8 protein-coding genes are annotated in these 13,671 nt (G+C 68.4%); 2 read left to right on the top strand and 6 right to left on the bottom strand.

The window, feature by feature from the left end; all coding sequences use genetic code 11:
* The coding region (locus IJ15_RS0110780) for an arabinosyltransferase C-terminal domain-containing protein (protein ID WP_031938348.1) at positions 1-1,030 on the top strand (1,030 nt) is incomplete at its 5' end.
* A 157-nt stretch (positions 1,031-1,187) separates the two neighbouring features.
* Entirely contained in the window at positions 1,188-2,213 is a 1,026-nt protein-coding gene (locus tag IJ15_RS0110775) for a hypothetical protein (RefSeq protein ID WP_231569497.1), read from the top strand.
* Between the two features lie 27 nt (positions 2,214-2,240).
* On the opposite strand, the gene IJ15_RS0110770 is transcribed toward IJ15_RS0110775, so the two are convergent.
* From IJ15_RS0110770 to IJ15_RS0110745, 6 genes are all read right to left on the bottom strand, one after another.
* Positions 2,241-3,785, bottom strand: coding sequence for an acyl-CoA carboxylase subunit beta (locus IJ15_RS0110770; RefSeq protein WP_031938346.1), 1,545 nt, complete (start codon positions 3,783-3,785; stop codon positions 2,241-2,243).
* Entirely contained in the window at positions 3,786-8,693 is a 4,908-nt protein-coding gene (pks13, locus tag IJ15_RS0110765) for a polyketide synthase Pks13 (protein WP_031938345.1), read from the bottom strand. It abuts the gene before it with no gap.
* Between the two features lie 45 nt (positions 8,694-8,738).
* Entirely contained in the window at positions 8,739-10,634 is a 1,896-nt protein-coding gene (fadD32, locus tag IJ15_RS0110760; RefSeq protein WP_031938344.1) for a long-chain-fatty-acid--AMP ligase FadD32, read from the bottom strand.
* A gap of 238 nt (positions 10,635-10,872) precedes the next feature.
* A complete protein-coding gene (locus IJ15_RS0110755; RefSeq protein WP_031938343.1) occupies positions 10,873-11,874 on the bottom strand; it encodes an LLM class F420-dependent oxidoreductase in 1,002 nt (333 codons plus the stop codon).
* A gap of 186 nt (positions 11,875-12,060) precedes the next feature.
* Complete coding sequence (locus IJ15_RS0110750; RefSeq protein WP_031938342.1) at positions 12,061-13,050, bottom strand: cutinase family protein; 990 nt, start codon at positions 13,048-13,050, stop codon at positions 12,061-12,063.
* A 6-nt stretch (positions 13,051-13,056) separates the two neighbouring features.
* Complete coding sequence (locus IJ15_RS0110745; RefSeq protein ID WP_031938341.1) at positions 13,057-13,623, bottom strand: DUF732 domain-containing protein; 567 nt, start codon at positions 13,621-13,623, stop codon at positions 13,057-13,059.
* Positions 13,624-13,671: the final 48 nt, after the last annotated feature.

The raw sequence follows: 13,671 nt of genomic DNA, 5'->3' as shown, positions 1-13,671 counted from the left end.
CACCAACCCCCTCGCCGACCCCGCCGACCCACTCGCCGGCAGCAAACCCGTCGGCTTCACCCCCAACGGCGTCCCCAGCGACCTCACCGCCGACTTCGTCGAAGTCAAGGCCGGCATGGGCAACACCGACAGCCAGAGCATCGGCCCCTCCTTCGAGACCGGCGCCGGATCCGGCACCACCGGCGGCACCGGCGCCCTCGGCATCAACGGCAGCACCGTCAAACTGCCGTTCGGGCTCGACCCCGCCCGCACCCCCATCCTCGGCAGCTACCAGGACGGCGTCCAGCAACAAGCATCCGTCGTCTCCAGCTGGTACCAGCTGCCCGAACGCAGCGACGACTCCCCCCTCGTCGTGATCTCCGCCGCCGGCCGCATCTGGTCCATCGACCAGATCAGCGGACAGACCAACTACGGCCAGCCGCTGAACCTCGAATACGGCAAACGCCAACCCGACGGCACCGTCGACATCCAAGGCACCTACGTCCCCCGCGACATCGGCCCCGCACCGTCCTGGCGGAACCTGCGCATCCCGCTCGACGAACTACCCGCCGACACCGACGTCGTCCGGATCAACGCATCCGACCCCAACCTCACCGGCGACCAGTGGTTCGCGTTCACACCGCCACGCGTACCCAAACTCGACACCCTCAGCAACGTCGTCGGCACCGAACAGCCCGTCCTCCTCGACTGGGCCGTCGGACTGCAATTCCCGTGCCAACGTCCGTTCAACCACCTCAACGGCATCGCCGAAATGCCCAACTACCGGATCCTCCCCGACCGGCCCCTCGCCGTCAGCTCCACCGACACCTGGCAGTCCCTCGAAAACGGCGGACCCCTCGGCTGGACCGAAATGCTCGCCGGCGCCACCACCGTCCCGACCTACCTGAACAACGACTGGGGCCGCGACTGGGGCTCCCTCGAACGCTACGACCGGCACTACCCCGACGCCGCCACCGCGCCCGTCCAAACCGAAACCCTGAACCGCTCGGGCTTCTGGTCCCCCGGCACCCTGCGGGTCTACGAGCCGTAGGCCTGCTCCTCCTTGAGCTGAAGGGTTCCTTCATACGCTGCCAGCGTATGAAGGAACCCTTCAGCTGTTTATCCACAGGCGCGCATCCATCCACAGACCGACATTTCGCTGACGTTCCACCGCGATGCTTGACCGAACCGCCCGCCAAGCTGTCCGCATGGGACAACGAATGTGGAACTCGGATGCCATCCACGAACTCCGCCGCTTCGCGATCAACGGCATCGTGCGGGTGCGCGACCTGCTCGGGGCCGGCATGTCCGGATCGGCGATCAGCTTTCGATGTCGGCCCGAGGGTCCGTGGCAACGGATCCTCCCCGGCCTCGTTCTCATGCACAACGGTGTCCCGAGTCAGCGCGAACGGCGCACAGCAGCGCTGCTCTACTGCGGATCCGGCTCGATGTTGACGGGGCGCGCAGCACTCGCTGAACACGGCTACCGCTCGTCCGAATCATTCTCCGATGTACACGTCCTGCTCGAACATTCGAGGAGGATGCAGTCCACCGGCTTCCTCGTCGTGGAGCGGACGACCCGATTGCCCACGCCGGTGAGTCGGAGCGGACTCGCCTGCAGCCCACTCCCCCGAGCGCTGCTCGACGCCTCACGCCGCTGCACGACGACCGCAGCGGCGCGGGCCCTTCTCGCGGAAGCGGTGCAGCGCGGCGACGTCACGCCCGCGATCCTGGCGGACGAACTCGAATCGGGCAGCAACCGCGGATCTGCGCTCCCGCGAAAGATCCTGCGCGAGGTCCGCGCCGACATCCATTCGGTCGCCGAAGCCGACGCCCGAGAACTGTGGCTACGGAGCGGCCTGCCACCGATGCACTTCAACCGCCCCATCGAAAGCGCCACCGGAGAGTTCATCGCCCAACCCGACGGCTGGATCGACGACGTCGCCCTCGCATGGGAGATCGACTCGCTCGACTGGCATCTGTCCCCGGCCGAGTACGACGCCACACTCGCCCGACGGGCACGCATGCAGAACGCAGGCATCATCGTGCTCGCCGTCATCCCCCGGCAGTTGCGGGATTCCCCCGAACGCGCACTCGCCGATCTGCGCGCGCACTACGAACTGGCGCGCTCCCGACCGCGCCCACCGCTACGGATGCGGGACCGTCCGACTCCCCGAGATCAGCTGAAGGGACCCTTCATGCGCTGGGAGCGCACAAAGGGTCCCTTCAGCTGAAAACAAGGGGCGGAACGAACAGCCCGATCAGAACGGGAGCAAGTGATGCTTGCGCGGGTTCTTGAAGACCGTCTTGTCGCGGAGCAGGGTGAGTGCCTTGCGGATCTCGAGGCGGGTGGTCGACGGCTCGATGACGGCGTCGATGTAGCCGCGCTCGGCCGCGATGTACGGCGTCGCGACGTGCTCGTTGTAGAAGTTGACGAGCTGTGCGCGGACCGCCGGGGCGTTGTCGCCGGCGGCCTCGATCTGCTTGCGGGCGATGATGTTGACCGCACCCTCGGCACCCATGACCGCGATGCGGGCGGTGGGCCAGGCGAGGTTGACGTCGGCGCCGAGCTGCTTCGAGCCCATCACCGCGTAGCCGCCGCCGTACGACTTGCGCACCACGACGGTGACCTTCGGGACGGTCGCCTCGACGTACGCGAACAGGAAGCGTCCGCCGCGCTTGATGACGCCGATCTTCTCCTGCTCCACACCGACCAGGAAGCCCGGGGTGTCGACGACGAACACGAGCGGAATGTCGTACGCGTTGCAGACCCGCACGAAGTGCGCCGCCTTGTCCGACGCAGCGGCGTCGAGCGCACCGGACAGGTACATCGGCTGGTTCGCGACCACACCGACCGGACGGCCGTCGACCCGCGCGTAGCCGGTGATGACGTTGCGCGCGGACTCGGCGCGGACCTCGAGGAACTCACCGTCGTCGAAGATCTTGATGAGGATGTCGTGCATGTCGTAGCCGGCGTTGTCGGCGTCCGGCATGAACGCGTCGAGCGAGCGGTCGTCCTCGGTGATCTCCGGCTCGAGGCCCGGGTTGATGACCGGGGGCTGCTCGGTGCAGCTCGACGGCATGTAGCTGAGGTACTGGCGCGCGTACTCGAACGCGGCCTTCTCGTCGGCCGCGACGTGATGGATGTTGCCGTACTCGGCCTGGTTGCGGGCACCGCCCAGCTCGTCGAGGCTGACGTCCTCACCGGTGACGGACTTGATGACGTCCGGGCCGGTGACGAACATGTACGACTCTTCGGTCGCGATCACGATGTCGGTGTTGATCGGCGCGTATACGGCACCGCCGGCGCACTTGCCGAGAATGATCGAGATCTGCGGGCACATGCCCGACAGCGGCTCCTGACGGCGACCCATCTCGGCGTACCACGCCAGCGACGTCACCGCGTCCTGGATGCGGGCGCCTGCGGACTCGTTGATGCCGATGACCGGGCAGCCGATCTTGATGGCGAAGTCGTTGACGGCAGCGACCTTACGGCCGAAGATCTCGCCGGCGGCACCACCGAACACGGTCTGGTCGTGCGCGAACACCGCGACCGGACGTCCGTCGACCAGGCCGTGGCCGGTGACGACACCGTCACCGTACGGGTTGGAGTCGTCGCCGGGTTGGCGGGCCAGCTGCCCCATCTCGACGAACGTGCCCGGGTCGAGGAGCATGTCGATGCGCTCACGCGGCGTCGGCAGGCCCTTGTCCTTGCGCTTCTGGATCGCCCGGGGGTTGCCCGGGGCCTTCGACAGCTCGAGCTTTTCGTGCAGTTCCGCAAGTTTTTCTGCGGTGGTGGTACTCACTCAGTTGCTCCGCTTCTCGATCTCGGTCAGCTTGTTCGACAGGTCCGCGCCGACCTTGGAGATGTAGGGCTCGTCGACGATCTGGATGTGATCGCCGCCGATGTAGACGACCTCCAGGTTCTTCGCCACTTCCCCCCAGCCGCCGTCGGGCTGACGTGTCCCGAACGAGGGCTCGAGGTTGATCGCGTCGTCGTGGTACTTGTCCGCCATGTACAGCACGACGTCGCCGTCGTACTGCTGCGGATCCGCCGTCTGGATGGCCCGGTTGTCGAGCCACGACGTGCGCTGGTGCTCGATGATGCCGCCGGGGATCTTCGCGCCGCTCAGCTTCAGCAGGTCCATGAGGATCCCGATCTGCTCCTCGTCGCTGCCCGCCTGCGCCAACTGGTCGAAGGGCAGCGGCGCGTCGACGCCGTACGTCTTCTTCGCGAACTTCGCGTAGCGCTGCCAGCGGGCCCGGATCTCCTCCGGAGTGTCCTCGACCTTCTCGCCGGCCATGACGGTGTCGATCAGTCCGACGACGCGGACGTCGGCGCCCTGCTCACGCAGCAGACGGGCGACCGCGTAGGCGAGCACGCCGCCGAGCGACCAACCGGCCAGCACGTACGGGCCGTCGCCCTGGATCTCGCGCAGCAGCGGCACGTACGCCGCGGCACGCTCGTCGATCGGACCCTCGACCCGCTCGAGACCGAACATCGGAGTGTGCGCCGGCAGACGCTTGAGCAGCGGCTCGTACGCCACCGTCGACCCACCGGCCGGATGGAACACGAACACCGGCACCGCATCCGAGCCCTCGGCCCGCGGCCGCAGCGTTCGGACCAGACCGTCGATCTTCAGGCCGTCCTCGAGGTGCTGACGCACCGTCTCGGCGAGCTGCTCGATAGTCTCGGCGTCGAGCACGTCGTCGACGGTGATCTCGCCGCCGGACCGCTCCGTCAGACGCGCCGCCAACTTCTCCGCGGCCTCGTCCCCGAGGATCGGCAACGTCGCGAAGATGCTCTTCGCCGACTTCCCGGTCACCACCGCCCACGACGCGAACGTCAACCGCTCCGCCGCATCACGCGGCGGCACATCGATCTCCCCGGACTCCGCCGGAACATCCTCGGCCACCGGCGTTTCGGGAAGCTCCGGAGCAGCAGCCTCCGAAACGGCCTCCCCGGCTTCCTTCTCCGCCTGCTGCTGCGCCGCCAGCGCCGCGACCTCCTCGCGGTTCTCGACCGCGTAGTGCAGGTACTTCGCCACGTCCTGCAGGCTCGCATCCTTCACCGCCGCCAACTGCAGCTGCGGGATGTCGAACTCGTACTCGACGCGGTTCTTGATCCGGACCGCCATCAGCGAATCCAGACCCAGCTCGATCAACGGAATCTCCGCCGGCAGATCCTCCGGCGCATACCCCATCGACTCCGCCACGACGATCGTCAAGCGATCCTCGAGCGACTGCGAACTCGCCGGATCCCAACGGTCACCGAAAACCTCGACGGACTCGGCCGAAACCTCGTCCGACACCGCGGGCGCGGCGGCAACCGCGGCGACGACCGGCTCGGGCAGCGCCTCACCGGACGACACGACGGCGTCGTACACCAGCGCGAACGCACTACCGGTCTTGGCATGAACCTGCACCGACGCCCCACCGAGGTGCGGGACCAGCGTCGTGGTCAGGGTTCCCGCCGACGGCACCTCGCCGTGCGCGACGGCACCGGTCAACGCGACGTCCGCGAACAGCTGCGACGCGGCCGCGGTGACCAGTGCGCCCAGGTCCGAGACCGCGGACGCCTGCACCTCCCACGCGTGCCGGCCGTCGGGCAGCGCGACATGCGCACCCGGAACCCGGGTGTCGCCGGCCGACGACACCCGCGCGTCGATCCAGTGCCGCTTGCGCAGGAACGCGGTGCGCGGCAGGTCGGCGTAGTCACCGGCCGGCAGCAGCGACGGCAGGTCGACGGCATGCCCGTGGACGTACAGCTGCGCGAGGGCCGTGAGCACGCCGAGCGGCTCGTCCTCCTTGCGCTTGAGCGTCTGGATCAGCTGCGTGTCCGCGACACCGGCGGCCCACGCTGTTGCCGCAACGGACATCAGGGTCACCGGGTTCGGCGCGAGCTCCACGAACGTGGTGTGCCCGGCGTCGACCGCGGCCTTGACGGCGTTGGTGAAGTACACGCTGTGCCGCAGGCCCTTGGTCCAGTACTCCACCGGATGGATCGGGGCGTGCCCGGCCGGGTAGAAGGTGTCCTGGTCCACCGACGAGTACTGGCCGACCTTCAGCGTGTGCGGCTCGATACCGGCCAGTTCGGCCGCGAGCTCACCGAGCAGCGGATCGACCTGCGACGTGTGGCTGGCGCCCTTCGTCTTGAGGACCCGGGCCATCTTCTCCTCGGCCTCGGCGCGCGCGACGATCGCGTTCACCTCGGGCTCGGGGCCACCGATGACGGTGTGGGTCGGCGCCGCGTACACGCACACCTCGAGGTGCGGGAAGTCCGGCAGGACCTTCTCGATCTCGTCGGCGGTGTACTCGACCAGCGCCATGAGGCGGATGTCGTCGCCCTCGAGCAGGCCCTCGGCCTCACCCATCAGACGCGAACGCGAACAGATCACCCGGACGGCGTCCTCGAGCGACAGACCGCCCGAGACGTACGCGGCGGCGGCCTCACCCATCGAGTGCCCGACCAGCGCGGCCGGGTCGGCGCCGTGGTGGCGCAGCGTCCGCGCCAGACCGACCTGAATCGCGAAGATGCCGACCTGCGAAGTCTCGACGTCGTAGTCGATCGCGTCGTCGAGGAACTTCTCCTTCACGGAATAGCCGGCCTCGTCCTCGATGAGCGCGTCGACCTCGTCGATCGCGGCCGCGAAGACCGCGTTCTCCAGGTACATCTGCTTGGCCATCTTGCGGTGCTGCGAGCCGAAGCCCGAGAACACCCAGACCGGGCCCTTCGACGCTGGCGCGTCCGCGGACAGCACACCGGGGGTGGGCTTGCCGGCGGCGACCGCGCGCAGACCGGCGACGGCCTCGGCGCGGGTCTTGGCGATGACGACGGCACGGGAACGACCGTGGTTGCGCTTGGCGAGGGTGCGCGCGACGTCGGCGAGCGGCGTGCGGCTGCCCTCCTCGGTCTCGAGCCAGTTCGCGAGATCCTCCGCGGCGCGGCGGCGGCGGGACGGCATGGACGCCGACACCGCGAGCACGACGGCGGTCTCGGCGACCTGCGTCGCGTCGTCCAGGCCCACCGACTCGGCGGCCTCGGCGAGCATCCGCTCGGCCTCGGCCTCGATGGTGGTGTTCTCGTGGTCGAGGTCGGCGGGGACCGCAACGTCGGCGGCGATCGCGGCGGGACCGGTGTACTCGCGGACCACGACGTGCGCGTTGGTGCCACCGAAGCCGAAACCGGACACACCCGCGACGGCGTTGCCGGTGTACCGCGGCCACGCGGTGGCCTCCGGGATCACCTTCAGGTGGGCCTTGTCGAACTCGATGTACGGGTTGGGGCCCGCGTAGTTGAGGGACGCCGGGATGACGTCCTCCTGCAGCGCGAGCACGACCTTGATCAGGCCCGCTGCACCCGCCGCGGCCTCGAGGTGACCGAAGTTGGTCTTGGCGGAACCGAGCAGCGCGGGCTTGTCGGCGTCGCGGCCACGACCGACGACGCGACCGAGGGCGTCCGCCTCGATCGGGTCGCCGAGGATGGTGCCGGTGCCGTGCGCCTCGATGTAGTCGACACCGGACGGCGCGATCCCCGCGTCGCGGTACGCGTGCCGCAGGCAGTCGGCCTGCGCGTCCGGGTTCGGTGCCAGCAGGCCGTTGGAACGACCGTCCTGGTTGACGGCGGTACCCGCGATGACCGCGAGGATCGAATCGCCGTCACGCTCGGCGTCCTCGAGACGCTTGAGGACGACGACACCGCCGCCCTCCGCACGGACGATGCCGCTCGCGTCGGAGGAGAACGCCTTGATCTTGCCGTCGGCGGTGAGCACGCCACCCTCGTCGAAGCCGAGGGTCGCGGGCGGCGCGAGCAGCATGTTGACGCCACCGGCCAGCGCGATCTCCGACTCGCCCGAACGCAGGCTGCGCACCGCCTGATGGACCGCGACCAGCGACGACGAGCACGCCGTGTCGAGGGCGATCGACGGACCACGGAAGTCGTAGAAGTACGAGACACGGTTCGCGACGATCGCGGTGGACGTGCCGGTGAGCGCATACGGGTGCGCCGACGCCGGGTCGCTCACCGCGAGCAGCTGGTAGTCGTTGGCCGACGAGCCGAGGAAGACGCCGACCTCGCGGCCCTTGAGCTGGTTCGCCGGGATGTGGGCGTGCTCGAGCGCCTCCCACGTCAGCTCCAGCGCGAGACGCTGCTGCGGATCCACGTTCTGGACCTCGAGCGGCGACATCGCGAAGAACTCCGCGTCGAAGCCCTGCACGTCGTCGAGGTAGCCACCCTTGGTGGCAGCCTTGTCGACGGCCGCAGCCACGTAGGGATCGGCGGTGAACTCGGCCCAGCGGCCCTCCGGCAGATCGGTGACCGCGTCGCGGCCCTCGATCAGCAGCTTCCACATCTCCTGCGGGGTGTGTCCGGTGCCCGGGAACCGCGACGCCAGCCCGACGATCGCGATGTCGTGGGACTGGCCGACCGGGACGCCACCGCCGTAGTACGTGGCGTCCTCGGCCTCCGCCGGCAGTTCCGGCTCGCCCTCGATGATGCGGGTGGCCAACGAGGCGATGGTCGGATGCTGGTACACGATCGTGGCGGAGAGCGTGACCCCCACGAGGTCCTCGATCTCACCCGACAACGCGACCGCGTCGCGGGAGGAGAGTCCGAACTCCTCCAACGGTCGGTCCTCGGAGATCGCCGCCACCGGTTGCCCGGTGGCCTCCGCGATCCACTTGCGCAGCCATTCGCGCAGCTGCGCGACCGTCATCTCGTGTTCAGCCATCAAATCACCAAGCTACCCGTCAGGAAAGGACTAGTCGGAAACGCTATCGGGGAATGCGGTCTGGGCGTGACCGCCACGCAGCGTTCCCTCGATGTAGCTCGCCTTGCAGGCCCGGCGCGCCAGCTTGCCGCTGGACGTACGCGGAATCGAACCGGCCGGCACCAGCAGCACGTCACGCGCGGTGACACCGTGACGCGACGAGATGGCCGCACGGACCGCGTCCGCGACGGGCTGCGGATCGGCCTTGCCGGCACCGGGTGCACGCTCCGCGACGATGACCAACTGCTCGGACGCGTCGTCCTGGTCGAACTCGAGGCCCGAGTGGGAGTTCTCGAACACGACCGACGGAAGCTGGTTGGCCGGCACCGCGAACGCGGCGACGAAGCCGGGACGCAGCGCGGCACTGGCCTCCTGCGCCGAGTACTCGAGGTCCTGCGGGTAGTGGTTGCGACCGTCGACGATCACCAGGTCCTTGACGCGACCGGTGATGTACAGCTCGCCGTCGACGAAGACGCCGTAGTCGCCGGTGCGCAGCCAGTTGGCGTCGTCCGGAGCGCCCGCGGCGTGCGTGCCCTCGGGCAGCCGCTCGAGCAGCTTGTTGTGGAAGGTCTCGGCCGTCTCCTGCTCACGACCCCAGTAGCCCTGACCGATGTTGTCGCCGTGCAGCCAGATCTCGCCGACGTAGCCGTCGGGGCGCTCGGCGCCGGTGTCGGCATCGACGATCGTCGCCCACTGGCTGCGCGAGATAGCGCCACACGCCACCTGCGCGACGGCACCGGGAGCGTCCTGGTCGACCTGGACCATGCGGCCGCCGTTGAGCTGGTCACGATCGACGTACATGACCTTGGCCTCGTCCGACGGATGCGTCGTGGACACGAACAGCGTGGCCTCCGCCATGCCGTACGAGGGCTTGATCGCGGTCTTGGGCAGACCGTACGGCGCGAACGCCTCGTTGAACTTGCGCATCGACGACACCGTGACCGGCTCGCTGCCGTTGATCAGACCGATGACGTTGCTCAGGTCGAGGTGCTCGCCGTCCTTCGGCAGACCGCGCACCGCGGCGTGCTCGAAGGCGAAGTTGGGGGCGGCGGCGTACGTGCCGGCACCGTCGGCGATCGCCGCGAGTTCCTTGATCCAGCGGTACGGGCGCGCCACGAACGCACGGGGGCTCATGATCGTGATGTACTGCCCGCCCAGCGCAGGCAGGATCACCGTCAGCAGACCCATGTCGTGGTAGAGCGGCAGCCAGGTGACGCCGCGGGAGTGCTCGCTGAGCCCGAGGGAGTCGACCATCTGCAGCACGTTGGTGGCGACACCACGATGCGTGATCTCGACGCCCGCCGGGGTGCGGGTGGAACCGGACGTGTACTGCAGGTACGCGATGTCGTCGAGTCCGATGTCGGGGCGGACCCACGTGTCACCGACACTGTCCGGGATCGCGTCGACGGCAATGATCCGGGGGCGCTTCGCGGCGGGCAGCGCACGGAAGAACTGGCGCACACCGGCCGCGGACGACGTCGAGGTGAGGATCGCGGCCGGCTCGCAGTCCCCGAGAACCGCGTGCAGCCGGTCGGTGTGACCGGGCTCGTCCGGGTCGAACAGCGGAACCGCGATACGGCCGGCGTGGATCGCCGCGAAGAATGAGGTGACGTAGTCGAGTCCCTGCGGTGCGAGGATCGCGACGCGGTCACCGGGCGCGGTGACCTGCTGCAATCGAGCCGCCACCGCACGCAGGCGCAGACCGAACTGGCCCCACGTCAGCTCGTCGGCCTCACCGTCACGCTCACGCGAGTAGTCGATGTACCGGTACACCAGCTCGCCCGCATTGTTACGCGTGTGCTCGTCGACATAGTCGATCAGCGTGTGACCCGGCGTGAGCCGGATGTGGCCCTGTTCGTCGAGGTAGTCGTCGAACATTGCGTTCATTCCTTCTCCTGTCGAAGCGATCACACAACCATCAATCGACATGATTGCGCCCCAGACTTCCTTCGCCGCGCGGATTCAATTGCTTCTCACTGCTTGATCGGTACTGGCCTGCTACTTGTCGCCACGCGTGGCTACCCTGTCCAGTGGTAGCCGCTCGCAACATTCGGGACGTCGACGGCATGCCTACGAGTCACTCCATCGACTCGAAACCAGCAACATGTTACAGATGTGCATCGATCTACTCGCCTCGGAGCAATGGGATCACAGGCGCGAACGCCTCCATCTGAGTCGGGAACACACCCACATATGACATCGACGTCTTCTCGCGTACGTTACGGATCTGATCCGCGATCTCGTCGTAGGACCCGATCGCCAGGTACGGCGAATTCAAGATCTCCTCGACCGACAATCGGGCGTCGACCTCGATGTTCGGGGGGAATCCCTGGTCGAGGGAGGCCAGGGCCATCTCCGCGGCCTGCTCACGGTCGTCCGTGACGAGGATCATCGTGATGGTCCAGTTCAACTCGATGTCGTCGAACCGGTCGCCGGCGGCGTCCCGGATCCGCTCGACACGCGCGATGGTGTTCTCCATCGTGATGCCGGACAGCAGCAACCGGCCCTCGGCGTTGGTCGGGGTGGCCACGGAGATGATGTCGGCGTACTTGGCCGCCAGCGCCAGCATCTTCGGTCCACCGCCACCGACCGCGATCGGCGGGCGCGGGCCCTGTCGCGGGCGCGGGCTGCCCTTGAGGCCACTGATCCGGTAGTGCTCGCCCTCGAAGTTGCACTCCTGCCCACGCAGCAGCGTGTCCAGAATCTGCAGGGACTCTTCAAGTTTCGCAATTCGGACACCGGGGCGCTCGTACTCGATGCCGCCCTTGTCGAATTCTTCCTTCATCCACCCGGCGCCGATGCCGAGCTCGAGCCGGCCTCCCGACAGGACGTCGATGGTGGCCGCGTCCTTGGCGAGGATCGCGGGATGACGGAAGCCGTTGGCCAGGACGGCCGTGCCCAGCCGGATCTTGTCCGTCGCGATCGCGAGCGCGCCGAGCGCCGCGATCGGACCGACCTGGTTGCCCAGATGGTCCGGGATCATGAAGCTGTCGTAGCCCAGTTCCTCGGCCTTCTGCGCGAGCTTGACGAATCGACGGGCCCCGCCTTCCTCGGCGTTCCCCTCGCCACCGGCCGCGAACCGGAACTTACGCGGCGCCCGGGAACCCGGGATGTCGGTGGAACTCATCAAAGCCTTCTTCCTCAATTCACGCATGCGAGCATGGCTGGGCCCATCGGGCACCAACCCATCAGCATAGGGACCCACCCCTGCAACCCGTGATCGGGCCGCGAGCACGGACACTACCTCGCAACTGACCGGCAGGTAGCAACTTCCGCCGACTAGGTGTCACCCGATGCGTCCGGGTGCGAACCGCTACTCGTGTGCGGGCGTCGGAGCGGCCTCGATCTTCTCTGTCGCCCAGTTCGTGATCCACTGTGTGGCGGTGGTCCCGTTGCCGTCGACGACGAACGAGTTGTACAGCGCGTGAACGGGATTGTTGTAGTACTCGCCGAGTCGTGACGCACTGCTGAGCCAGTTTCCGACCTTGAGCGCCTCGGCCGGGGCATCGCAGATTCCGTCGCTCGGCGCACAGATCTGCACCGCTCGGTCCGACAGCGAACCGAACCCGCCGGGCCGCGGCCCGGTCATCGTGATTCCGGGCAGTTTCAGCCCGGAGAGCGCCAGCTCGGCGCCGACACCGGAGACCGGCGGCCCGACGGTGGGTGCCGTCGCCGGATCACGTCGGCCGTCCGCGATGAGGCCGACGCCCAGCACGAGGTCCGCGGGCACCGGGCCGTCCCCGGCCCCGATCCGCGCCGCCACATCGCCCGCGATGACCGCGCCCTGCGAGAAACCGGCCAGCACGTACGTCGTGAGGGGGCACTCCGCGTACCGGCGCTCCATGACGCCGAGCGTGGCCTCGGTACCGGCGGCACGGGAATTGTTGTACGACTCCTGACCGTCCGGCGGCAGCGCGATCGGATTGGAGAACTGCGCGACGTACGGGACGGTGTACACGTCGGCGCGCTGCGGCGAGAAGCGCTCCTGCAGCGGCCGGGTGACGTTGAGCATGAGCGACGCGGGATTCGCGGTCGGGTTGTGCGGATCGTCGGCGGCGTTCGACTCCCACGTACCCGGAATCGAGATCACCTGGACATCCGGACAGTCGGCCGGTTGCGCACTGGGCGGCGTCGGTCCCGGAGGCGTCGGGGGCACCGGCGAGGGCACCCGCCCCGCCAACAGATACCAGACGGCCAGCACTGCGAGGACCAGCACGAGGAGCGCCGCCATGGCGACGATCCCGAAGCGCCTACGTCCCCGATTCTTCCCGGACTTCCGCGTCCCGCGTCCGCTCACACTCATCGACCGCTACTTGCTGCAGTATTCGGCCTGCGCCACGCGGATGTAGACCTGGGCGTTCTTCCCGGCCTGCTCCGGCGTCAGCTCCTCACCGGCCGCGCTCGCCTCGCTGCCGACGGCGGCGGTGACGAAGGTGGCGATCTCGGACTGCGAGCTGCCCTGCTCGGTGGCTGCACAGATGTAGTCGGCCGTCGAGACCGCGATGATGCCGCCGGCGGTGGGCGTGATGCCCTCCTTCTCCAACCCGGCGAGGAACGCCTCACCGCGCGAGGAGATCGGCACCTCGGTCGGGCCGGGGAAACCGCTCGGGACTGCCTGCGGCTCCTCGACGGGCGCCGTAGCACCGCCACCCGATCCCTGCGCCGGCGTCTGAGCCGGGGCCTCCGGGGTCGCCGACGCGCTGCCACCGGAGGGCGCCTTGGCCGACGTGGTCGAGGACGCCGACGTCGTGGTGGGGCTGCCGGTCGCCGACGAGTCGTCGTCGCCGCAGGCGACCAACAGGCTGCCGGTCGCGAGCGTCAGGGCGCCGACGGCCACCGCGCGGGCCACCGCGGAACGAGTGCGTAAGAAGTGCATTATCAGTCCTTGCGTTGACATGGGTCGTATCGATGTACGTACCGGTGC

The sequence above is a fragment of the Prescottella defluvii genome, from assembly GCF_000738775.1.
GTDB lineage: Bacteria > Actinomycetota > Actinomycetes > Mycobacteriales > Mycobacteriaceae > Prescottella > Prescottella defluvii.
The sequence above is the reverse complement of the archived record's forward strand: the minus strand, read 5'-3'. Positions and strand labels throughout refer to the sequence as shown.

What these genes read in the sequence shown, in the direction of transcription:
- IJ15_RS0110775 (WP_231569497.1), top strand. Translation starts at nt 1,188, where the DNA reads ATGGGACAACGAATGTGGAACTCGGATGCCATCCACGAACTCCGCCGC.
- pks13 (WP_031938345.1), bottom strand. Translation starts at nt 8,693, where the DNA reads ATGACGGTCGCGCAGCTGCGCGAATGGCTGCGCAAGTGGATCGCGGAG.
- fadD32 (WP_031938344.1), bottom strand. Translation starts at nt 10,634, where the DNA reads ATGAACGCAATGTTCGACGACTACCTCGACGAACAGGGCCACATCCGG.
- IJ15_RS0110755 (WP_031938343.1), bottom strand. Translation starts at nt 11,874, where the DNA reads ATGAGTTCCACCGACATCCCGGGTTCCCGGGCGCCGCGTAAGTTCCGG.
- IJ15_RS0110750 (WP_031938342.1), bottom strand. Translation starts at nt 13,050, where the DNA reads ATGAGTGTGAGCGGACGCGGGACGCGGAAGTCCGGGAAGAATCGGGGA.
- IJ15_RS0110745 (WP_031938341.1), bottom strand. Translation starts at nt 13,623, where the DNA reads ATGCACTTCTTACGCACTCGTTCCGCGGTGGCCCGCGCGGTGGCCGTC.